This window comes from Pseudomonas fluorescens (assembly GCF_900636825.1).
Lineage (GTDB): Bacteria > Pseudomonadota > Gammaproteobacteria > Pseudomonadales > Pseudomonadaceae > Aquipseudomonas > Aquipseudomonas fluorescens_BG.
The window spans coordinates 649,326-672,261 of record NZ_LR134318.1 but is presented as its reverse complement, the minus strand read 5'-3'; the positions used below and the strand labels follow the sequence as shown (position 1 = coordinate 672,261).

Annotated in this window: 15 protein-coding genes; 13 read left to right on the top strand and 2 right to left on the bottom strand. The window is 60.0% G+C overall.

All coding sequences use genetic code 11. The features are described from left to right. The first annotated feature begins 15 nt into the window (after nt 1–15). Together EL257_RS02930 and EL257_RS02925 are read left to right on the top strand one after the other, a co-directional pair. Nucleotides 16–2,136, top strand: a complete 2,121-nt coding sequence (locus EL257_RS02930) for a TonB-dependent copper receptor (RefSeq protein WP_126359669.1) — start codon at nt 16–18, stop codon at nt 2,134–2,136. 99 nt (nt 2,137–2,235) lie between these two features. Then, complete coding sequence (locus EL257_RS02925) at nt 2,236–3,603, top strand: PepSY-associated TM helix domain-containing protein (protein ID WP_126359667.1); 1,368 nt, start codon at nt 2,236–2,238, stop codon at nt 3,601–3,603. Nucleotides 3,604–3,647: 44 nt separating this feature from the next. On the opposite strand, the gene EL257_RS02920 is transcribed toward EL257_RS02925, so the two are convergent. Then, on the bottom strand, nt 3,648–6,977 hold the full coding sequence (locus EL257_RS02920) for a hypothetical protein (protein WP_126359665.1): 3,330 nt from the start codon (nt 6,975–6,977) through the stop codon (nt 3,648–3,650). A gap of 294 nt (nt 6,978–7,271) precedes the next feature. Between EL257_RS02920 and urtA the strand changes: the two genes are divergently transcribed. The 11 genes from urtA (at nt 7,272) to ureC (ending at nt 17,713) form a co-directional block, all read left to right on the top strand. Next, nucleotides 7,272–8,537 (top strand): urea ABC transporter substrate-binding protein, encoded by a 1,266-nt coding sequence (gene urtA, locus EL257_RS02915; protein ID WP_126359663.1) that lies wholly within the window; start codon nt 7,272–7,274, stop codon nt 8,535–8,537. Nucleotides 8,538–8,871: 334 nt separating this feature from the next. Beyond that, nucleotides 8,872–10,374 (top strand): urea ABC transporter permease subunit UrtB, encoded by a 1,503-nt coding sequence (gene urtB, locus EL257_RS02910; RefSeq protein ID WP_126359661.1) that lies wholly within the window; start codon nt 8,872–8,874, stop codon nt 10,372–10,374. Beyond that, complete coding sequence (gene urtC / locus EL257_RS02905; protein ID WP_126359658.1) at nt 10,374–11,453, top strand: urea ABC transporter permease subunit UrtC; 1,080 nt, start codon at nt 10,374–10,376, stop codon at nt 11,451–11,453. Before urtB ends, urtC begins: the two co-directional genes overlap by 1 nt. After that, a complete protein-coding gene (gene urtD, locus EL257_RS02900) occupies nt 11,450–12,319 on the top strand; it encodes an urea ABC transporter ATP-binding protein UrtD (RefSeq protein ID WP_126359656.1) in 870 nt (289 codons plus the stop codon). The genes urtC and urtD overlap by 4 nt, the downstream gene beginning before the upstream one ends. 121 nt (nt 12,320–12,440) lie before the next feature. Continuing rightward, nucleotides 12,441–13,139: an urea ABC transporter ATP-binding subunit UrtE gene (gene urtE, locus EL257_RS02890; RefSeq protein ID WP_103306101.1), complete on the top strand. Its 699-nt coding sequence runs from the start codon at nt 12,441–12,443 to the stop codon at nt 13,137–13,139. Nucleotides 13,140–13,182: 43 nt separating this feature from the next. Next, on the top strand, nt 13,183–14,022 hold the full coding sequence (locus tag EL257_RS02885; protein WP_126359654.1) for an urease accessory protein UreD: 840 nt from the start codon (nt 13,183–13,185) through the stop codon (nt 14,020–14,022). A gap of 139 nt (nt 14,023–14,161) precedes the next feature. Next, on the top strand, nt 14,162–14,464 hold the full coding sequence (ureA, locus tag EL257_RS02875; protein ID WP_007915951.1) for an urease subunit gamma: 303 nt from the start codon (nt 14,162–14,164) through the stop codon (nt 14,462–14,464). Between the two features lie 9 nt (nt 14,465–14,473). Beyond that, nucleotides 14,474–15,007 carry a GNAT family N-acetyltransferase gene (locus tag EL257_RS02870; RefSeq protein ID WP_126359652.1) on the top strand — a complete coding sequence of 178 codons (534 nt, stop codon included), beginning with the start codon at nt 14,474–14,476 and terminating at the stop codon, nt 15,005–15,007. Nucleotides 15,008–15,011: 4 nt separating this feature from the next. Next, the gene (locus tag EL257_RS02865; protein ID WP_126359650.1) at nt 15,012–15,545 is read left to right on the top strand and encodes a GNAT family N-acetyltransferase; all 534 of its coding nucleotides are present in this window, start codon (nt 15,012–15,014) and stop codon (nt 15,543–15,545) included. Further along, nucleotides 15,545–15,853, top strand: a complete 309-nt coding sequence (locus EL257_RS02860) for an urease subunit beta (protein WP_126359648.1) — start codon at nt 15,545–15,547, stop codon at nt 15,851–15,853. The genes EL257_RS02865 and EL257_RS02860 overlap by 1 nt, the downstream gene beginning before the upstream one ends. Nucleotides 15,854–16,012: 159 nt before the next feature. After that, nucleotides 16,013–17,713, top strand: a complete 1,701-nt coding sequence (ureC, locus tag EL257_RS02855; protein ID WP_126359646.1) for an urease subunit alpha — start codon at nt 16,013–16,015, stop codon at nt 17,711–17,713. Between the two features lie 35 nt (nt 17,714–17,748). Here the strand turns inward: ureC and EL257_RS02850 are convergent, their stop codons facing one another. Beyond that, on the bottom strand, nt 17,749–22,830 hold the full coding sequence (locus EL257_RS02850; protein ID WP_126359644.1) for an NEL-type E3 ubiquitin ligase domain-containing protein: 5,082 nt from the start codon (nt 22,828–22,830) through the stop codon (nt 17,749–17,751). Nucleotides 22,831–22,936: the final 106 nt, after the last annotated feature.

The window sequence follows — 22,936 nt, the reverse complement described above, 5'->3', positions numbered from 1 at the left end:
TCGATGGAAATTGTCATGCCCAGGTTTGCTGCTGTTCCACGCTCGGGTTGTGCCCCGACGTACTTCGCTTTGAACGAATCGCGGATTCGTTTCAGGCATGCCACAGCCGTTCTTTGCGGCGTACTGCTGTCACCGCTGGCGGTGGCCGACGATCACGCAGGTCATAACGAAGAATTGAGTCCGACGGTAATCACCGCTATCGCCCCCAGTTCACCGCTGACCGTCGTCACCAATCCCAAGGATCCGCGCCAACCGGTGCCCGCCAGTGATGGCGGCGATTATCTGAAAACCATTCCCGGCTTCGCTTTGGTACGCAATGGCGGCACCAATGGCGATCCGGTGCTGCGCGGCATGTTCGGCTCGCGCCTGAACATCCTCACCAACGGCAGCATGATGCTCGGTGCCTGCCCCGGCCGAATGGACGCGCCGACCTCATATATCTCGCCGGAAACCTACGACCAGCTCACCGTGATCAAGGGCCCGCAAACAGTGCTTTGGGGCCCGGGCGCGTCGGCGGGCACGGTGTTGTTCGACCGTGAACCGGAAAGCTTCGGCGAACTCGGCACACGGGTAAACGCCAGCGTGCTCGCAGGATCTCGCGGACGTTTCGACAAGGTCGTCGACGCCGCTGCCGGTGGCCCGTTGGGCTATGTGCGGGTGATCGGCAACACCGCGCATTCCGACGACTATCGCGACGGCAACAACGACATCGTTGCCTCGCGCTACGACAAGTGGAACGGCGATGTGGCGCTCGGCTGGACGCCGGACGCCGACACGCTGATCGAATTCACCGCCGGCAGGGGTGACGGCGAAGCGCGTTACGCCGGACGCGGCATGGACGGGTCGCAGTTTCTGCGCGAAAGCCTCGGTCTGCGCTTCGAGAAATCCAATATCAACGATGTGCTGGAGAAGCTGGAGGCACAGGTCTACTACAACTACGCCGACCACGTGATGGACAACTACACCCTGCGCACCCCATCCGGCACCGGCATGATGGCAGGACCGATGGCTTCCAATGTCGACCGGCGCACACTTGGTGCGCGGATCAAGGCGACCTGGCGCTGGGCGGACATCCAATTGATCACCGGCCTGGATGCGCAGACCAATGAGCACCGCGAGCGCAGCGCGATGGGGGTCGACACCTACAAAGCCTTGCCCTACACCAAGGACGCCGACTTTCACAATTACGGCGTGTTCAGCGAAATGACCTGGTACGCCGCCGAGCGTGATCGCCTGATCACTGGCGCGCGAGTCGATCGTGCCTCTGCAAAGGATTACCGCCAAAACACTGGCTCGGGAATGATGAGTCAACCCAACCCGACCGCCGACGATACACGCGCCGACACGTTGCCAAGTGGCTTCATTCGCTATGAGCATGATCTGGCCGACAGGCCGACAACGCTATACGCCGGCGTCGGCCATGCGCAGCGCTTCCCGGATTACTGGGAGCTGTTCTCCGCCAGCAGCGGCCCGGTGGGCTCGTTGAACGCATTCGATTCGATCAAACCGGAAAAGACCACGCAGTTCGATTTCGGCGTGAACTACAAGAGCGCCGAACTCGAAGCCTGGGCCTCGGGCTATGTTGGCGTGGTGCGCGATTACATCCTGTTCGACTACACGCCGGGCATGCTGGGCATGAGCACCTCACGCGCGGAAAACATTGATGCGCGAATCATGGGCGGTGAACTCGGAGCCGCTTACAAACTCAGCGACAACTGGAAAACCGACGCGACCCTGGCCTACGCCTGGGGCAAAAACAGCAGCGACGGCAAGGCCCTGCCGCAAATGCCGCCGCTGGATGCACGCTTGGGTCTGACCTATACCGAAGACAACTGGAGCGCAGGCGCACTGTGGAGGGTGGTCGCCGCGCAGCACCGTATCGATCAGAACAAGGGCAACGTCGTCGGTAAGGATTACGACCAGAGTTCGGGCTTCGGCGTGTTCTCGCTCAACGGTGCCTACCGGATCAACAAACACTGGAAGGTCAGCAGCGGCGTCGACAACCTGTTCGGCAAGGCTTACGCCGAACACCTGAACCTGGCGGGCAACGCCGGGTTCGGCTACCCGGCCAATGACCCGCAAGCCATCAACGAACCGGGGCGCACGCTCTGGACCAAAGTGGATATGAGTTTCTAACAAGAAAAGTCAAAAGATCGCAGCCCGCATGTACCTCTGTAGGAGCTGCCGAAGGCTGCGATGTCTTGATCTAAAAATTCGCCCAGCGGAGCAAACGTGATGCAAAAGCCTCAACCGAATTTCTACAACCTGGCCTGGCGCTGGCATTTTTACGCCGGTCTGTTCGTCGCCCCTTTCATGGTGATGCTGGCCGTGACCGGCATGATTTATCTGTTCAAACCGCAACTCGATTCGCTGATGTACAGCAGCCTGCTCAACGTCCCGGCAGGTCATCACACGTTGCCGGCCGACGACTTGCTGCAACGGGTGAAAAACGCCTATCCACAGGGCCAGGTCACTCAATACCTGCCCCCAGTGAACGCCGAACGCAGCGCGCAGTTGGTGGTGAAAAGCCCCGATCACGAACTCAACGTATTTGTCGATCCATACCGCGGCGAGATCCTCGGCGAGCAGGATGCCAAGCAGAATCTGCAAGCCATCGCCCGCGCGATTCATGGCGAGTTGATGATCGGCACGGTCGGCGACCGCCTCATCGAAATAGCCGCCGGCTGGGGCGTGGTGCTGGTGGTGTCAGGGCTCTTTCTCTGGTGGCCGCGCGGTCAGGCCGCAGGCATTCTGTGGCCACGGCTGAACAGTCGCGGCCGGGTATTGTGGCGCGATCTGCACGCCGTTACCGGTTTCTGGGGCGCGACATTGCTGCTGGTGATGTTGCTCAGCGGCATGACCTGGACCGGTTTCTGGGGCAAGCAATACGCGCAAGTGTGGAATGTATTCCCGGCGGCGATGTGGGACAACGTGCCGACCTCCGACATCGAGGCCCGCACACTGAATACGGCGACACGCCAGACCGTACCATGGGCCATGGAAAACACGCCGATGCCGATGTCCGGTGACCATGCCGAACACATGGCGCACGGCGACGCCAATGCCGGCCCCGCAGCACCCGTCATCAGCCTGCAACAGGTGCAGAACATCGCCACCGAGCGCACGGTCGAACCGGGCTACAGCATCACCCTGCCGACCACGGCCACCGGTGTGTTCACCATCGCCGTGTTTGCCGATGACCCGCGCAACGACGCTACTTTGCATATCGATCAGTACACCGGCAACGTGCTCGCCGATGTGCGTTTCGAACAATATGGCACGGTCGCCCGTGCCACTGAGATCGGCGTGATGCTCCATGAAGGCAAGATGTTTGGGACCTTCAACCAGATCGTCGTGCTGCTGATCTGCTTGATGATTTTGCTCAGTGCCGTCAGTGGCGTGGTGATCTGGTGGAAGCGTCGTCCGCAGGGCCGGTTCGGCGTACCGCCACTGCGCCATGACCTGCCGAAATGGAAAACCGGAGTGATGATCATGCTGGCGCTAGCGGTGATATTCCCCTTGGTGGGCGCTTCCTTGGTGGTGGTGTGGCTGCTCGACAAGCTGTTGGTGTCGCGCTGGGTCGAGGCTCGCGCGTCGGTTTGATGAAACGAGTGGGCTTGTCTCGACACCGAGGCAAGCCTGCGGCATTACAACTCGTCCCGCACGGTTTTCTGAGCCTTGAGCCGTGGCTGCTGCCGCGCGGTTCGCCAGTCACCCCCGATGCGCCCCTCGCGGCGCCAGTATCCGGCCGCTTTCAGCACACGCAATTCAGCCAGTTTGGCCAACTGAGTGATGAACGACCCCGGCGTGATCTGCGTCACCCACTGGCCATCGACGACCTCCGCTTCCTTGGCCCTGAACAGATTTCGCTCGGCTTCCGAATATCCCGGGATGTATTTGAGCAGTGCGCCTTGAGGCGTCGAATAGTAATAAGCCTGGATCTCGAAGCCTTTCGCCTTGAGTCCGAAGGTGTGGGCATGCACGCTGCCCTTCGAAGCGAAATTTTCTTCGACCTGCTCCGGATCGAGCAATCCCAACTCGTCCGGCCAGGAATACACCTGCTGTGCGCCAACAATTTTGTAGTCGTCAGGATATTTCGGCGGCTTGTCCCTTGGGTTGCCGACAGCCTTTTTATGAGTGCGAAAGATGCGTTTGAACGTTTGTGAGTCGGCATCTTCAGCCAGCGGCTCAATGGCCACGTAAGCGTTGTTGTTCGCATCGCCCAGAATCGCGCTTTCATAAACCGAGGATTGTGCATGAAGCAAACCTGCGCGCAGCTGCGCGTAACGCGCGGCGTCATCGGCATGGTGGAAAATCGGGCCCAGAGCCAATTGCTGATTATCTTTCCACAGCGCTTCAAGCGACACATTGGCCATGCGCGGCTGCCAGTCGTCACCGACCTTGCCCCGGCGCGACCAGAAAGTACCGGGGACCAGCACCTGCAGATCACCGTACCTGGACATGGAGCGAACATAGGACTGCAGTTTGAACCGCCCTTCATTGATGGCCTTCAGTTCAGCTCGCGCCTCGCTCGATGAAGCAAAGCTATTAGGCTTGAGCTGGATCTGTCCGAACTTGTCGACCGGCGCGTCGGGGTCGAATGGCGCCAGTTTCAGACGCAGCAACGCGCCGTCGTTACAGGAAAAATAGATAGGCCTGACACCTTGGGGGGTCTTCGCCAGTTTCCAGGCGTAATGCACATCCATCGGTGAAAGAAAGTGTCGATAATCCTGATCATCGAGTGTGTCAGTCACGCTCGGCGCGCTCAAAAAAACCGCATCAAACGTATGCCGGTAAGGCAAGTTGCCAGATGGAAACAATTGTTCAAGCGATAACGCACTGTTCACAACCTTGCGGGGCTGACTCGACAAGTACGTCCGGGTCCGCGCATTGAACAGAATGACGCCGCATTTGAGTGAGTCGCTGCGGTCGAGACGTTCATGAGCGAATCGAGCAGCGCCTTGTGAGTCGGTGAACAGTGGACTGAGGGCAGGTTCACTGAGCGCCGACGACCTGCCGAGCTGCGCGGGATCGACTTCCGGGTGAGGGTCAAAACTGCTCAGCACGCGCGGCGCGCCCCACAGTTTGCTGCCGATCACCACTGTCAGATAGCCGCGTTTGAGCAGTTGTCTTACCCATTCAAGCGGCGTCAACTTGCCTTCATGGATTTGCTGGCGTACCCACTGGCCGTCCAGCTCATGGGGCGAGCTGGCGTCGAGCGCAGCCACCAGCTCCGCCCAGATACTGTCGCCAATGCCGACAAGGTAGCGAATCATCGCGCCATCCGGACAGAACAGGTATTCCTCCAGACGCTCGGGACGCTCCAGGCGTCGCGTCACGGCGGTGTAGGTGACTTGGGTCGACAGCATGTTGCTGTATATCTCCTTGTTCACCCGTGTCATGAGGATCGGCAACTCCCGAGCCACCCGCGAGCGATAACGGCCGACGATAGTGCAGCCGGCCGGAAACAGCCCCTGAGTGACGCTGGCATCCGGAAAGACAAAGTCGAGATCGAAGTCTTCCTGAAATACCGCGATCGGTCGTGTTGCCACGAAGCAGCCATCGGCCCGTTTGAGAATCAGGCCACCATAGGAACCGGATGCACCGGCGGGGATTTCCGCACGGGCATGGATCGCAGCATCATCGGCGGTGAGAAACACCGGACCCAGACTCAGACGCTGAAGGTTGGCGCTGGGCATCCACCACTGTTTGTCGACCCGGCCTTCGCGATCCCAGTAAAGGCTGGTACGCAACACTTCCAGCTCGCCGTGTGCGGCCACCACCCGGACGAAATCGACTGACGTCATTTTGCCGGAAGCCAGATAGGTCTGAATGGTGTCGAGCCCCATGAGCGGCCAGTCGTTATTGAACAGTCGGGTATTTCTATCGGGCGTGTATTTGAGCAACGCGCCGTCGTGAGTCGAGATGAAGACGCTGGTCGGCTGCTTCGTCTCAGCCTGTGGATATTTGCCTGCGTAATACACCGCGACAAACAGGTCTTTGGGCACGATGAAGTGTTCAGCCAGCCAGTTTTTCGAGGTGCCTTTGACATGCCGCACGCGGGGCCTCGAGTAAAAATACGAATGCATTTCGAAGGAATCGGGCAAGCGATAACCGCCGGCAATGCCTGACGCAGGAAACAGACTGCGCAGTTTGAACAAATCGTCGCGCACCAGATTTACCCGCACCAGTTCACTGGCGATGTACTCTTCCTTGCCGCGTCTTTTGAGAATGAAGCCGAACCAGACATGGTCCCGGTCATGGGATTCGAGGGGACGCAGGTAACGGTCCTGGGCAGCGTCTTGCGCACTGCCGTAAATCGCCCCGAAACACGCTTGCGGCAACACCTGACGGCCCTTGTCGAGTTGTTCATCGAGCAAAGTCTGCAGCACGTCTTGCAGTTCCAGCTCCCGGCGCAGTTCAGCGGGTTTCGACGCACCGGATTCAAGTCCCACGGCCAATGGCCCCGGCCGTTTCGACGTGCCCAGTTCTGTCTGTATCGACTTCAACTTCGCGCTACCGGGCTCAAGCTTGATCAGGTTGTATTCGTTGCCCGACAGGTACGCGGGCACTGTCTGACCGAGCACAAAGCGCAGCTCCTGCACGCTGAACATCAACAGACTTTCAGTGGCATCGGCCAGCGTCCACCCGCGCTCGGCCACCTGCTGCAGATCGAGCATCGACAGGGCCACATGGGAATAGAAAATCCCGCAAAGAGTGTGCTTCGCCGGAAACAGATGCTGACCGCGCAGGCCAACCGGGTACAGCAAACGCACATCCACCATTTCATCGGCTCTGACCGGCTCGCTGACCACAAAGCGGCCATCATCGCGTTTGAACACGCAGCTGGCATAACGACTGTCGCGTTTTTTACCGACTGTTTCATGAGCATAAACAGCCGCATCGTCGGCAGAAATGAATACCCGACTCAAAGGTGGCGCCACGGCCGCCCGAGGGTTTAGAGAAAGATCATCCATGAAGCCACTCCAGTTTCAGTATGAGAACAGCGGCAAGTCTGCTCACTTCATCCCCCGGCGTGGCACTACATAGTTATCGCATCTGCTCTTTTTCATTCACCCGGCCCCACATGAGTGCACGGGCGCGCCCCGGTGTCTGCCGAGCGCCCAGCACTGGTGCGTCGAGCCGCTGCGATCTCTCAGGAACCGCTCAACAACGGCGCTCAGCGTCTTAGGCACAGCCCTTGCTAAAGCCCTTTCAGTCGTTCGCATCTGCCAACCAGAAAAACTTCAAATGTTCATGGAGATCGCACAATGAAGCGTCGCAGTTTGATCAAGGCTTTCACACTCACGGCATCCATTGCCGCGATGGGCATGACCTGGACTGTCCAGGCCGCCGAGACCATCAAGGTCGGGATTCTGCATTCGTTGTCCGGCACCATGGCGATCTCCGAAACGTCGCTCAAAGACATGGCGCTGATGACCATCGACGAGATCAACGCCAAGGGCGGCGTCAACGGCAAGATGCTTGAACCGGTGGTGGTCGACCCGGCGTCGAACTGGCCGCTGTTCGCCGAAAAGGGCCGCCAGTTGCTGACCCAGGACAAGGTTGCGGTGGTGTTCGGCTGCTGGACTTCGGTGTCGCGCAAATCGGTGCTGCCGGTGTTCGAAGAGCTCAACGGTCTGCTGTTCTACCCGGTGCAGTACGAAGGTGAAGAGATGTCGCCGAACGTCTTCTACACCGGTGCCGCGCCGAACCAGCAAGCGATTCCAGCCGTTGAGTATCTGATGAGCGAAGAAGGCGGCAGCGCCAAGCGCTATTTCCTGCTCGGCACCGACTACGTCTATCCGCGCACCACCAACAAGATCCTGCGCTCGTTCCTGCACTCCAAAGGTGTTGCCGACAAGGACATCGAAGAGGTCTACACGCCCTTCGGTCACAGCGATTACCAAACCATCGTTGCCAACATCAAAAAATTCTCGGCGGGCGGCAAGACTGCCGTTATCTCGACCGTTAACGGCGACTCCAACGTGCCGTTCTACAAAGAGCTGGCCAACCAGGGCCTGAAAGCCACCGACGTACCGGTTGTAGCGTTCTCGGTCGGCGAAGAAGAACTGCGCGGCATCGACACCAAACCGCTGGTGGGCAACCTCGCAGCGTGGAACTACTTCGAGTCGGTGGAGAACCCTGCGAACAAGAAATTCGTCGCTGACTGGAAAGCCTACGCGAAGAAACACAACCTGCCGGGCGCCGATAAAGCAGTGACCAACGACCCGATGGAAGCCACTTACGTTGGCATTCACATGTGGGCGCAGGCCGTCGAGAAAGCCAAGTCCACTGATGTCGACAAGGTCCGCGAAGCGCTGGGCGGACAGACTTTTGCCGCACCGTCCGGCTACACCCTGACCATGGACAAGACCAATCATCACCTGCACAAGCCAGTGATGATCGGCGAGATTCAAAGCGACGGTCAGTTCAACGTCGTGTGGCAGACCGAAGGGCCGATCCGTGCCCAGCCTTGGAGCCCGTTCATTCAGGGCAACGACAAGAAGCCGGATTATGCGGTGAAGAGCAACTGAGTCTGACTTGGGTTTTGTGGTGGGGAGGAGATCTTTTCCCCCTCACCCCAGCCCTCTCCCCCAAGGGGTAGAGGGGGAAAGGGAGCCGATCTTCATGCTTTTCAAAGCCTGAGTTCGACTCGAATTCGCAGGTCGCAGCACATCGTCCAAACACCTCGGTCAGTCCCCTCGATTTCAAGAGGGAGAGGGGGAAAGGGAGCTGATCTTCATGCTTTTCAAAACTTGAGTTCGGCTCGAATTCGCAGGCCGCAAAACATCGTCCAGACACCTCGGTCAGTCCCCTCTCCCTCCGGGAGAGGGTTAGGGTGAGGGGCGGTTGAACAGGACACCATTAATGACCACTGCCATACACCGCTTTCTCATAGCCATCGCACTGTTGCTGCCAATGCTGGCCCACGCCGGCGATGCCGAAGACTTCGTCGCGGCCAATCCCACGCAGCAAGCCAAGCTCCTTGAAACCTGGGCCGCGCAGCCCGATCCGGCGCGTATCGAATTGCTCAACGCCCTGCAACAAGGCGAACTGACCATCGACGGCCAAGCGAAAACCCTGCGCCTGAACAATCGCCTGCGGGGTCTGATCGACACCGCGATGGCCAGCCATCAATTGCTCGCCGCTGACGCCAAAATCCGTCTGAGCGCTGCGCAGCAATTGCAGAAAAGCGCGAAACCCGCGCAGCTGAAATTCCTCGATCAGCAGCTCGCTGGCGAAAAAGACGAAAGCGTTCACGCCGCTCTGAGCCTGGCGCTGGCCAATCTTCAATTGGTCGACACCGATCCCGCGGTGCGACTTGCGGCGGTGCGTCTGCTCGGCGAAACCGGCGACCCGCTGGCTCGCACGCGTCTCGAAGGTTTACTCGACCCCGGCGTCGAAGCCGATGCCAACGTGCGCACGGCCGCGGAAACCAGCCTCGCTCAGGTCAAGCGCAAACTGCTGATCGGCGAAGTCCTTGGCCAGGCGTTCAGCGGCATGTCGCTGGGCTCGATTCTGCTGTTGGCTGCGCTCGGTCTGGCGATCACCTTCGGCCTGCTCGGCGTGATCAACATGGCCCACGGCGAGATGCTGATGCTTGGCGCCTACTCGACCTACGTAGTGCAGTTGATGTTCCAGCGCTACGCACCGCAAGCCATCGAGTTCTATCCGCTGATCGCGCTGCCGGTGGCGTTCTTCGTCACCGCAGCAATCGGCATGGCGCTGGAGCGCACGGTAATCCGTCATCTCTACGGTCGGCCGCTGGAAACCCTGCTCGCGACATGGGGTATCAGCCTGATGCTGATTCAACTGGTGCGCCTGGTATTCGGCGCGCAGAACGTTGAAGTGGCCAACCCGGCGTGGCTGTCCGGCGGCATTCAAGTGCTGCCCAATCTCGTGCTGCCGTACAACCGCATCGTCATCATTGCGTTTGCACTGTTCGTCGTGGTGCTGACCTGGTTGCTGCTGAACAAGACTCGTCTGGGCCTCAACGTCCGCGCTGTCACCCAGAACCGCAACATGGCCGCCTGCTGCGGCGTGCCCACCGGGCGCGTCGACATGCTCGCCTTCGGCCTCGGCTCGGGCATCGCCGGGCTGGGCGGCGTGGCGCTGAGCCAGATTGGCAACGTCGGCCCGGATCTGGGCCAAAGCTACATCATCGACTCGTTCCTGGTGGTGGTGCTCGGCGGCGTCGGTCAATTGGCCGGCAGCGTGCTCGCCGCGTTCGGCCTTGGCATCGCCAACAAGATTCTCGAACCGCAGATCGGTGCGGTGCTCGGCAAAATCCTGATCCTCGCGCTGATCATTCTGTTCATTCAGAAACGTCCGCAAGGCCTCTTCGCACTGAAAGGACGGGTGATCGACTGATGAACCAGCCTCTGCTCGTGACCGCTACACAAAAGGCCGGACCGAAAGTCTCGATGGCTGTCGGCGCGGTGATCCTCGCGTTGCTGATCGCCCTGCCGCTGCTGTCGTTGTTGGCGCCGGACAACGCGCTGCACATCTCGGCGTACACCCTGACGCTGGTCGGCAAAATTCTCTGCTACGCCATCGTTGCGTTGGCGCTGGACCTGGTCTGGGGTTACGCCGGTCTGCTGTCGCTGGGCCACGGTCTGTTCTTCGCCCTCGGCGGTTATGCGATGGGCATGTACCTGATGCGTCAGGCAGCCGGCGATGGTCTGCCGGCATTCATGACCTTCCTGTCGTGGAGTGAATTGCCGTGGTACTGGACCGGCACCAGCAGTTTCCTCTGGGCGATGTGTCTGGTGGTGTTGGCGCCGGGGTTGCTGGCGCTGGTGTTCGGTTTCTTCGCCTTCCGTTCGCGGATAAAAGGCGTGTATTTCTCGATCATGACCCAGGCCCTGACGTTCGCCGGCATGCTCCTGTTCTTCCGCAACGAGACCGGGTTTGGCGGCAACAACGGCTTCACCAACTTCCGCACGATTCTCGGTTTCGGCATTACTGAACCGGGTACCCGCGCGGTGCTGTTCCTGGCCACGGTGTTGTTGCTGGTGACGAGTCTGTTCATCGGCTGGCGCCTGGCGCAGAGCAAGTTTGGTCGCGTGCTGACGGCGTTGCGCGATGCGGAAAATCGTTTGATGTTCTGCGGCTACGACCCGCGCGGTTTCAAGCTGTTTGTATGGGTTTTGAGCGCAGTGCTGTGCGGCCTCGCCGGGGCGCTTTATGTGCCGCAAGTCGGGATCATCAATCCGAGCGAAATGTCGCCAACCAATTCCATCGAAGCGGCTGTGTGGGTCGCCCTCGGCGGTCGCGGAACCTTGATCGGCCCGTTGCTCGGCGCCGGCGTGGTCAACGGCATGAAGAGCTGGTTCACCGTGGCCTTCCCGGAATACTGGCTGTTCTTCCTCGGCGCGCTGTTCATCGTCGTGACGCTGTACTTGCCCAAAGGCGTGATCGGTCTGCTGAAAAAACGAGGTGAACAATGAGAGTCACGGCAAGTGCTGAATTCATGTTGGAACCGGCCTTTTTTCCAGTCGAGCCGAACAAGGACGCCGGCACCAGCCGCGACTCGATCGGCCTCGGCCAACGCGTCGGCCCGGGTCTCGACACCCGTCACGGCACCATCCTCACGCTGGAAGATATCAGCGTCAGCTTCGATGGCTTTCGTGCGTTGAACAATCTCAACCTGTACATCGGCGTCGGCGAACTGCGCTGCATCATCGGCCCCAACGGCGCCGGTAAAACCACGCTGATGGACGTGATCACCGGCAAGACGCGCCCGAGTCATGGCAAGGCCTGGTTCGGCGAAACCCTCGACTTGACGCAGATGAGCGAAGTGCAGATTGCCCAGTCCGGCATCGGCCGCAAGTTTCAGAAGCCGACGGTGTTCGAGGCGCTGAGCGTATCTGAAAACCTCGAGCTGGCGCAGAAGACCGACAAGTCCGTGTGGGCCAGTTTGCGTGCGCGCCTGAGTGGCGAACAGAAGGACCGCATCAGCGAAGTGCTGGAGACGATCCGCCTGACCACCTCGGTCAATCGCCCGGCGGGGTTGTTGTCCCACGGGCAGAAGCAATTCCTCGAGATCGGCATGCTGTTGATGCAGGACCCGCAATTGCTGCTGCTCGATGAGCCGGTGGCGGGGATGACCGATGCGGAAACCGAGTTCACCGCTGAACTGTTCAAGAGCCTGGCGGGCAAGCATTCGCTGATGGTGGTGGAGCATGACATGGGCTTCGTCGGCTCGATTGCCGACCATGTGACCGTGTTGCATCAGGGCAGCGTTTTGGCGGAAGGCTCGCTTGAGCAAGTGCAGGAAAACGAGCGGGTGATCGAGGTCTACCTCGGCCGCTGAGGATTTTGCCCTGTGTAGGAGCTGCCGAAGGCTGCGATCCTTTGATCTTGCCCTTCAAATAAAAGATCAAAAGATCGCAGCCTTCGGCAGCTCCTACAGGAATTTCAGGAGATTTTGAAAAATGCTGCAAGTCGACAAGCTGCACCAGTACTACGGCGGTAGCCACATCCTGCGCGGCCTCTCGTTCGACGTGAAAGTCGGCGAAGTCACCTGTCTGCTTGGCCGTAACGGCGTCGGCAAAACCACCCTGCTCAAATGCCTGATGGGCCTGCTGCCGGCCAAAGAAGGCGCAGTGAACTGGGAAGGCAAACCGATCACCACGTTCAAGCCGCACCAGCGTGTGCATGCCGGCATCGCCTACGTGCCGCAGGGACGGGAAATCTTCGGCCGCCTGACCGTTGAGGAAAATCTGTTGATGGGCCTGTCGCGGTTTCCTGGCAGTGAAGCCAAAGAAGTCCCAGGTTTCATTTATGAATTGTTCCCGGTGCTGCTACAAATGAAGCAGCGTCGCGGCGGCGATCTCTCCGGCGGTCAGCAACAGCAGTTGGCGATTGGTCGCGCATTGGCCAGTCGTCCGCGTTTGCTGATTCTTGATGAGCCTACCGAAGGCATTCAACCGTCGGTGATCAAGGAAATCGGCGCGGTGATCAAAAAACTCGCGGCGCGCGGCGATATGGCGATTCTGCTGGTCGAGCAGTTCTACGATTTCGCCGCCGAACTGGCCGATCAATACCTGGTGATGTCCCGCGGCGAGATCGTCCAGCAAGGTCGCGGTGAAAATATGGAGGCCGAAGGTGTGCGCGGGCTGGTCACGATCTAACGCGACGGTCTAATCTGTAGCTTCCTAACGATAATCACAAACCATGAATTCGATTGTTGCACCTGCCCTGTTTACCCCGAGCTGGCACGCCGCGCTGGAACTCGCTTACGCGCGTTTCGGCGATTGCACGCGGCCGGTCATGCGCCGTCATCTCGGCCCGCTGCGGGTACAAAAACATCTGTATGCCGAAGGCCCCGAGGTCTGCCAACACATCATCGTCCATCCGCCGGGCGGGATTGCCGGCGGCGATCGGCTGGACATCAGCGTGCGCGTCGAACAGAACGCCTGGGCGCAGATCACCAGCCCCGGCGCGGCCAAGTGGTATCGCGCGGGTGGCCCGGCTTATCAAAAGCTCGACTTGAAAGTCGCTGCCGGCGCGACGCTGGAATGGCTGCCGCAGGAGACCATCGTCTACAGCGCCGCGCAGGCTGAACTGACCACGACGATCGAGCTTGAAGGCGATGCACGGCTGTTCTACTGGGACGTGGTCGCGCTGGGTCGCCCGGCCAGCGGTGAACGTTTCGACCTTGGGCATTTTCAGGCGCAACTGGACATTCGTCGCGACGGGCGATTGCTCTGGCATGAACGCCAGCGCATTGTCGGTAACGATGGTCTGCTCGATTCGCCGATCGGCCTGGATGGCAATCCGGTGTTTGCGACATTGCTGGTGAGCGGCGAGATTGACGCCGAGTTGCTCGAGCGCTGCCGCTCGCTGGGGCATGAAGTGCGCGGGGATCTGACCCAGTTGCCGGGGCTGGTGGTGGCCCGTTGTCTGGCCAGCGAAGCGTTGCAGGCGCGCGCCTGGCTCATCGAACTATGGCGTTTGTTACGCCCGGCTCTGCTAGACCGCGAAGCCCAGCCACCGCGAATCTGGAACACCTGAATGCGATCCCCTGTAGGAGCTGCCGCAGGCTGCGATCTTTTGATGTTGATTTTTTCAAGCAAGATCAAAAGATCGCAGCCTGCGGCAGCTCCTACAGGGTGTACGACTTAATTCTCAACTGCCGATTTGGATTGCAACAATGGACCTGACCCCACGCGAAAAAGACAAGCTGCTGATCTTCACCGCCGGCCTCGTTGCCGAGCGGCGCTTGGCCCGCGGCGTGAAGCTCAATTACCCGGAAGCCATGGCTTATATCTCTGCGGCGCTGCTCGAAGGCGCGCGCGACGGCCAGACCGTGGCCGAGCTGATGCACTTCGGCACCACCCTGCTCAGTCGCGAGCAAGTGATGGAAGGCATTCCGGAAATGATTCCGGAAATCCAGGTCGAGGCGACGTTCCCCGACGGCACCAAACTGGTCACTGTTCACCAGCCGATCGTCTGAGGCCGCGCCATGACTTACAGCATTCGCGATGCAAGCCAGACCGATCTGCCGGCGATCCGCGACATTTACAACGACGCCGTGCTCAACACCACCGCGATCTGGAACGAACAAGCCGTCGACCTGGGCAACCGTCAGGCGTGGTTCAGCGCGCGTCAGGCTCAGGCGTATCCGATTCTGGTGATCGTCGACGGCACCAACGATGTTCTCGGCTACGCTTCGTTCGGTGACTGGCGGCCCTTCGACGGTTTCCGTCACACCGTCGAGCATTCGGTGTACGTACGCAGTGACCAGCGCGGCAACGGCCTCGGCCCGCAATTGATGAACGCGCTGATCGAGCGAGCGAAAACCTGTGGCAAACACGTCATGGTCGCCGCCATCGAAAGTGGCAACGCCGCCTCGATCCGCCTGCATGAACGCGCCGGTTTCAGCATCACCGGGCAGATGCCCCAGGTCGGCACCAAGTTCGGCCGCTGGCTCGACCTGACCTTCATGCAACTGACCCTCAATCCTGGCGCCCCGCCACCGGACGCCCCCAAGGAGTGAACCGATGAACGCCGCCCAACTGCGCCGCGTCAATGCTGAAAGTTTTGCGCACTATCGTCAGGGCCTGATCGATCTGTTGCTGGACGCCGTGGGTTACGGCGCCAGCGTCGGCTTCATGGCCAACCTCGATGCAACGCAGGCGCGCGCTTATTTCGACGAAGTCCAGCACAACGTCAACGCGGGCAGCACATTGCTTTGGGTGGTTGTGAAGGACGAGCAAGTGCTGGCCAGTGTGCAACTCGGCCTGTGTCAAAAGGCCAACGGTCTGAACCGCGCCGAAGTGCAGAAGCTGTTGGTGCGCGAAAACGCCCGGCGGCGCGGCCTCGGTCAGCAGCTCATGCAGGCGCTGGAACTCGAAGCGCCCAAACACAAGCGCGGCATGCTCTACCTCGACACCGAGGCCGGCTCGCCCGCCGAAGATTTCTACAAGGCTCTGGGCTACGTCCGAGCCGGGGAAATTCCCGATTACGCCTGCGACCCGAACGGCATCTATCGCCCGACCGCTCTCTATTACAAAGTCCTGCAAGGAGCCCAGTGATGATTCCTGGCGAGTATCAGATCCAGCCCGGCGACATTGAACTCAATGTCGGTCGCCGCACCATCAGCGTGAAAGTCGCCAACAGCGGCGATCGACCGATTCAGGTGGGTTCGCACTATCACTTTTTCGAGACCAACGATGCGCTGACCTTTGATCGCGCGGCCAGCCGTGGCATGCGTCTGAACATCCCCGCCGGCACGGCAGTGCGCTTTGAGCCGGGGCAGAGTCGTGAGGTCGAACTGGTGGATTACGCCGGACATCGCCGGGTGTTCGGCTTTGCCGGCAGAGTCATGGGCGAACTCGACTGATATCGGCAAGCCCCGAAAAGATCGCAGCCTTCGGCAGCTCCTACCAATGCCATGCGGTCTTGAGCCGATCACTGACTGTAGGAGCTGTCGAGCGCAGCGAGGCTGCGATAGCGAGTAATGCGAGCGGTCTCAAAACCAATTGAATCTCAAGGCAAGCACATGAAAATTTCCAGAAGCGCCTACGCCGATATGTTCGGCCCCACCGTCGGCGACAAGGTGCGCCTGGCCGACACCGAGTTGTGGATCGAAGTCGAAAGAGACTTCACCACTTACGGCGAAGAAGTGAAGTTCGGTGGCGGCAAAGTCATCCGCGATGGCCAGGGCCAAAGCCAACTATTGGCCGCCGAAGTCGTCGACACACTGATCACCAACGCGCTGATCATCGATCATTGGGGCATCGTCAAAGCCGACGTCGGCCTCAAGGACGGGCGCATCGCCGCGATTGGCAAGGCCGGCAATCCGGACGTGCAGCCCAACGTCACCATCGCCATCGGCGCTGGCACTGAAGTGATCGCCGGCGAAGGCATGATCCTCACCGCCGGCGGCATCGACACGCACATCCATTTCATTTGCCCGCAGCAGATCGAAGAAGCACTGATGAGCGGTGTCACCACCATGATCGGCGGCGGCACCGGCCCGGCCACCGGTACCAACGCCACCACTTGCACCTCCGGGCCATGGCATCTGGCGCGCATGCTCCAGGCCGCCGATGCCTTCCCGATGAACATCGGTCTGACCGGCAAGGGCAACGCCAGCCTTCCGGAGCCGCTGATCGAGCAGGTCAAGGCCGGCGCCATCGGCCTCAAGTTGCACGAAGACTGGGGCACCACCCCGGCAAGCATCGATAACTGCCTGAGCGTCGCCGATCAGTTCGACGTGCAGGTGGCGATCCACACCGACACCCTCAACGAATCCGGATTCGTCGAAACCACCCTCGGCGCATTCAAGGGCCGCACCATCCACACCTATCACACCGAAGGTGCCGGTGGCGGCCACGCGCCGGACATCATCAAGGCTTGCGGCTTCCCCAACGTGCTGCCGAGTTCGACCAACCCGACCCGGCCGTTCACTCGCAACACCATCGACGAACACCTCGACATGCTCATGGTCTGCCACCACCTCGACCCGAGCATTGCCGAAGACGTCGCGTTCGCCGAAAGCCGCATCCGCCGCGAAACGATTGCCGCCGAAGACATTCTCCATGACCTCGGCGCGTTCTCGATGATCAGCTCCGACAGCCAGGCCATGGGCCGCGTCGGCGAAGTCATTACGCGCACCTGGCAAACCGCCGACAAGATGAAAAAACAGCGCGGCCCGCTGCCCCAGGATGGCGAAGGCAACGACAACTTCCGCGCCAAACGCTACATCGCCAAGTACACGATCAACCCGGCGATCACTCACGGCATCAGCCATGAAGTCGGTTCGGTGGAGGTCGGCAAATGGGCCGATCTGGTGCTCTGGCGCCCAGCGTTTTTCGGCGTGAAACCGACACTGATTCTCAAGGGCGGCGCGATTGCGGCGAGCCTGATGGGCGATGCCAACGCTTCGATTCCGACGCCACAACCGGTGCATTACCGCCCGATGTTCGCCAGCTACGGCGGCTCGCTGCATGCCACCAGCCTGACCTTCATCAGTCAGGCGGCGCAGGACGCCGGGTTGCCGGAGGCGTTGGGTTTGAAGAAAAAAATCGGCGTCGTCAAAGGCTGCCGCGATGTGCAGAAAACCGATCTGATTCACAACGATTATCTGCCGAACATTGACGTCGACCCGCAGACCTATCAGGTCAAGGCCGACGGCGTGTTGCTGTGGTGCGAGCCGGCGGAAACGCTGCCGATGGCGCAGCGCTATTTTCTGTTCTAACCGAAAAGGGCCCTTCGCAGGGCCCTTTTCATTAGTCAGGTCGTGGCATCAGTCTCAACTTCAAACGGCAAATCGACCCGTTGCAGTTTCGCCCGGTCGATGGCCTGTTGAGTCAGCTCTTGCAGACGTTTGCGGTACGCCTCGAACTGCGTGACATCGTCCGCGCCAGCAAGGCCTTCGAGCAGCACGCCCAGTTCATCGCTGTAGGTTTTCTCCACAAAGGTTCGCCAGAATGGCTGCTCCAGCAGCAACGGCGCCAGCAACTCGCCCTCCTCCAGAGCGATCACCCGCTGATACGCCTCTTCGATCATTTGTTCGGTGACACCGGCCAGTTTCCTGAACAGCATGCCCCGCGACTGCCAAGGCAGATCCAGCCGTTCGGCAAGATCGGTCATGTAGGCCAGATGCACCTCGACTTCATCAATAGTGCCGACAACCCTCCCATCCACCACGCGACGAAACGTCTCCCCCGCCGCCAGTCGCTCGGCGACGCGCCGACGCGCAATGTTGCCGAGTTCATCGAGCCGCGACTTGCCGCGCGCCAAGGCTGCCAGCTCCGCCTCGACCAGATCCAGTCGTGCCAGAGAACGTACCTCGTGAAGCAGAACTTTCACCCCCATCGCATTGAAAAACTGCGCGCCGGCATCGCCACAGGACGTCGGCACCTGCGCTTCGGCAAAGATTTCCTCACGTAGCGCACTGTTCTCTTCCATCGCACTGAGCATGCGCCAGACCTTGGCGGTCAGGTCCACTCGATACGCCGGCACGTTCGACCTGAAGTCAGCGGATTCGGTGAGTTTTCTTATTTCATTGAAGAAGCCTTCGGAATTGAATTCGTCCTCCACAGCATTCCAGATCGATTGGCGCGCATTCCACTCAGCCTGGTCCAGACCCTCCGCCCAGACCACATTGTCGGCCATGCCCTGGGGTGGATAACTGCGTTCAGGATCGAGCCCGACCGACTCGATGTATTGCTGCAACCGTTCCAGATTCGCCGAGGACAGCCACGGCGGCGTGCGACTGATGTTGGTGCGGGCAATCACTTCGGCGCTCGCGGTACCCGGCGCTACGGTGGGAAGTTGCCGGATACGGTTGTTGCGCAGGTCCAGGTAAAAATTGCGCGGGCGCGAAGTGGCAAACGTGCCCACCGGCCAGCGATCGATCCCGGCATCGTTGAGCGTAAGGATCAGCAAATCAGGCATCTGGCTGACGTCCGGCACCTGGCCCAGGGGGTTGCGATCCATCTTCAAGCCGCGCAGGTGCTTCATGGTGCGCAGACGCGCAACCGCTGCGTCATCCAGCACGATCTGGTTGTCGTACAGCAGCAATTCTGCGAGATGTTTCATGTCGCTGATCAGCGGTGGAAATGCGCTCAAGCGGTTACCGAACAGGCTCAAGCGCCGCAGGTTTGAAAACGCCGTGAGAAAATATTGCTGATCGAGGCGCAGACCGCAGTTGCCCAGACTCAGCATCGTCACGTGGTCGAAGTTGGCCACCAGCGGTGGCATGCCGGGCAACAGCTCGGCCATGGGCAGGTTATCCAGGACCAACGCCTGCGGCCGGGTGATACCAGGCACGTCGATGCCTTCCGGGCCGGTACGACGCCAGCATTGTCGAATGGCCTCGTAAACCTTGTTGCGGTTGGCCAGTTCGGCAGCGCCTTCCGGGCTGAAGCTCAGCGCGCGAGTCGGCTGGTTGAGCCAGTTGCGCAGCGAGCGGTCGAGGTGCTCGAACTCCTGCTCCAGTTCCTGCACCCGCGTGGCTGCATTCGGCGCGCCGAACCCGTCGAGCAACGTCTCGATCTGAGCATCGTCGATGGTGGGGTAAAGCCATTGCACACGCAGCTTCAGCTCACTCGAGTGCGTCGACGGTTGAATATAGCCTTGCATGCCGCCGCGCAGCTTCATTGCGTAGGGATCGTAGGCGGGTTTGCGCAGCGGGTAATCCAGCAACACTGGCGCGAACGACTCGCGGGCCATGGGCTTGTGCAAAATCGCGCGGCGTAAACGCTCGCCTTCGAAAATGTCGTACCCCAACGCCTGGCGCTGGGCATCAGGCAAGGCCCGCAGCAGCGAGTTGTAAAAATCATCCGCACCGTGCAAATGCAGGCCCTGTGCATCCCGGGCGTTGTAGCGACCGTCTTCGTCGAGCACCAGGACCTTGCGAATCGGCGCATCCTGCGCACCGATGCTCGCGTTCAAGTCGCCATTGAAACCCAACTCACGGATTTCGATCCGCACCGAGGATGACCAGCCTGGCAACTCGCTGCACGATGACAATGCCAGACGGCGGGTGTCGGCATTTTCCATTTGTTCAAGATAAAGGCCTTCGTACGCACGGCTGACCCGCACTCGTCGGCGGGCCGCTTTGACCTGCTCGCGCAGGCGCAAGGGCAACCGGTCCTTTTCCTTGAGGAAACGCAAATCCTCAGGGTCGGCGTTCTTCAGCAGGTCTTCGATGACACCGGTCGGCAGGTCGGGGAAGTCACTTTGCAGCCTGCCCACCCGCGCATCGGCATGCCTTTGCACACCTGTGTATTGCGATTCGAACAGCTTTTTCCGGCTCTTGCGCGCCTGTTTCGCCAGCGCGTCACGCAACGCTGCATGACGGATGTTCTTGTCGCTGGACATTGACTTGCCCAGCAGCTCCTCGATTTCCTTGTCATCCAGCGCATCGAGCAACAGGCTTTCCAGCTTGCCGCTTTGCAGCTGATTCGGGGTCACGGTCAGCGTGTGTTCAGGCGTGGCCTCGGCAAAACCGTATTTGACCGACTGCCGCCCGCCGGGCAGCGGATCGGCCAGTTCGATTGCCCGAGACTCCGGCCAGCGTGGCAGCTCGGTCATCAGTGAGGGCAAATACCCGGCCAATCCCTCGTCAATTGCACCGTCCAGAATCTGTTGCTCCAGCTGTCCGATGCGGGCATGAATTTCGAAGCGCTTGAGGGTGTCGAGCAACATCGGCGGCGGCATTTCATGTTCGACGTGCAGCCGGCGCAAAGCGTTTTCATCGACGCCACTGACGGTCATGACCTGCTCGATGCAGGTATCACTGAGCGCTGCTGACTGTGGATTGAGGCGCCGCATCAGTCGCGTCTTGTCCCACCCCATCGGCCGGTCAAGTTCGGTTTTCCAGGCGCCGGCGCCGTTGTGTTCGACGGTCGGCGCATAGGCTCCGGCCCGGGTGGGATGCTGAATCTGATGACGACCATTTTGTGCATTCTGTTCAACGACATAGTGCTTGTCTTCCACGCGCAATACTTGCTTGCCGCCATGCTGATGCAGGCCGAGGGCGTCAGGTTTCGAGCCTGTGGACAATGAAACGTCGTGCTCGTAGGGGGCGAGATCGGGGTTCCACAATTTGGTCGCGCCATCCGCCATCGTGACCGGTTGCAAACCGTCGACAAACGGCGACGGCTTGACCGGCACCGCGCCCTTGGGCAGCACATGCCCTACACTCATCAATGCCAGTTGGGCGAAGTTGAGAATGACGCTGTTGAAGTGCGCCGACGCCTCATCCCTGTCGCCTTTGCTCCAGTCCTCAATGCCCTCAAGGGCATCCGCCACCAACTGCGCCACCATGACGCCGAGCATCACCTCACCCATGCCAGGCACCAGCATTACCGCGAAGTTGAAGATGTTCCAGCCGATGTCCAGATAACTGACCAGACGCTTCCAGCGCGCTTTGGCATCTTCGTCGCCGGTGGGCACTGCGATCAAACGCGCGTCGCTGATCGCCTTGTCACGTTTTTGCCGATAGAGCTGTTCCCACACGTTGCCGCTGATCGGCACGGTGACAGGTTCCGCGTTGGGGTTTTCCACTGCGGTTTCCCGCCACCACGGCCCCATGCTCAACGGCTCGCGCTGCTGCCAGGTAATTTCCCGCAAGCGTTCATTGACGCGTCGAAAGAACAGCGGCCGGTCTTTTTGTGCGACGAAGCGGCTGAAAAACTGTTGGTAGGACGTCTCCCGAAGCTGGCTGATCAACACTTTCATAAAGGCGGTCAGCGAGGCATATTCCTTGAGCGGATGCTGCGGATCGTCCGGGATGTATACGATCACCGGCCCCACCAAACGGCTTTGGTCGTAGAAATCATTGCGCCGCGATTGTTCTTCGGTGACAGCGCTCGGGCCATTGGCGAAGACATCGCTGACCAGTTTGTATTTCTCGTAGAGGCTGTCGTTCATGCCAGGGATGCGCCGCGACCACTCATGCAGGAATTGAAGCTCTTTGGGGAGAAACGTGGCGAGCAACCGCTGGATCAGGGTCTTCTGCGCAACTGCACTGAACAGCACAATCCCCGACAGCTTCAGACCGAATAACCTCAAGCGATGCGCTGCCACTGGCAGGCCGTGCAACCTGACGTTTTTTTCGCCATTGAGCAGGCTGTTGATGACCGATTGGCCGTGCTGGCTGATGTCGGCGGTAGCCCGGGCAATCAGCGCCGCCACTTGCAGGCCGGACTTCTCGACAGCGACCGACTGTGACTGCAGGGCTTTGCCTTGAGCGGGATCGGCAGGTGTGAGCAGCGCTTTGAGATGCGTCTGGTATTGCGCGCCGAGATCCAGCGAGCGGCACAGTGCGGTGAACTGCTCGACGGTGATTGCATGCCGGCGGGGGGTGCCGTTCAAATCCGTGGTGAAAATCCCGGAGCCGCTGCGGAAGGCGTTTTCACGGGTCTCCGCTTCTTCGAAGTTATGCAAGGCTGCCGCTAGCAATGTCGCATGGCGGACGCGGGATGCGTTGCGATCAATGCCGAATATGAGCGTTTCGGGCGCATACAGGGTGAGCACTGCGGCGTCGACATCCAGATCCACGGCAAAGCGGTCTTTCAGCGCCTGGACCAACACTGGCCGGGCGAATGCCTCGATGTCCTGTTGCAGCGCGTTGAGCGTTGTATCCAGCGTTTGCTGCAACTGCCAATGCTCGCGAATCGATGCCTTGAGTTGCCGATGATCCGTCGCGGGCAATGTCTGGAACGTGTAGGGGATGGTCAGCGAATCTTTCAGAGACTTGAGCCGCTGCGGCGGCGCGTCTTTGATGGCGTCGGGGATCAACGTTTTGATCCGCTCGTAGTGAACCCCTTTGGGGGTCGACGTTAATGTGGAAATCAAAGCCATGAGGTCTGTCACTCCTTGTCAGCAAACCAGCCTTAAGGCTACTGATTCGGGCAACAAACAAAAAACCAAAATCCCGCTGTAAAAGCGCAGAAAACCGGCGTTGATC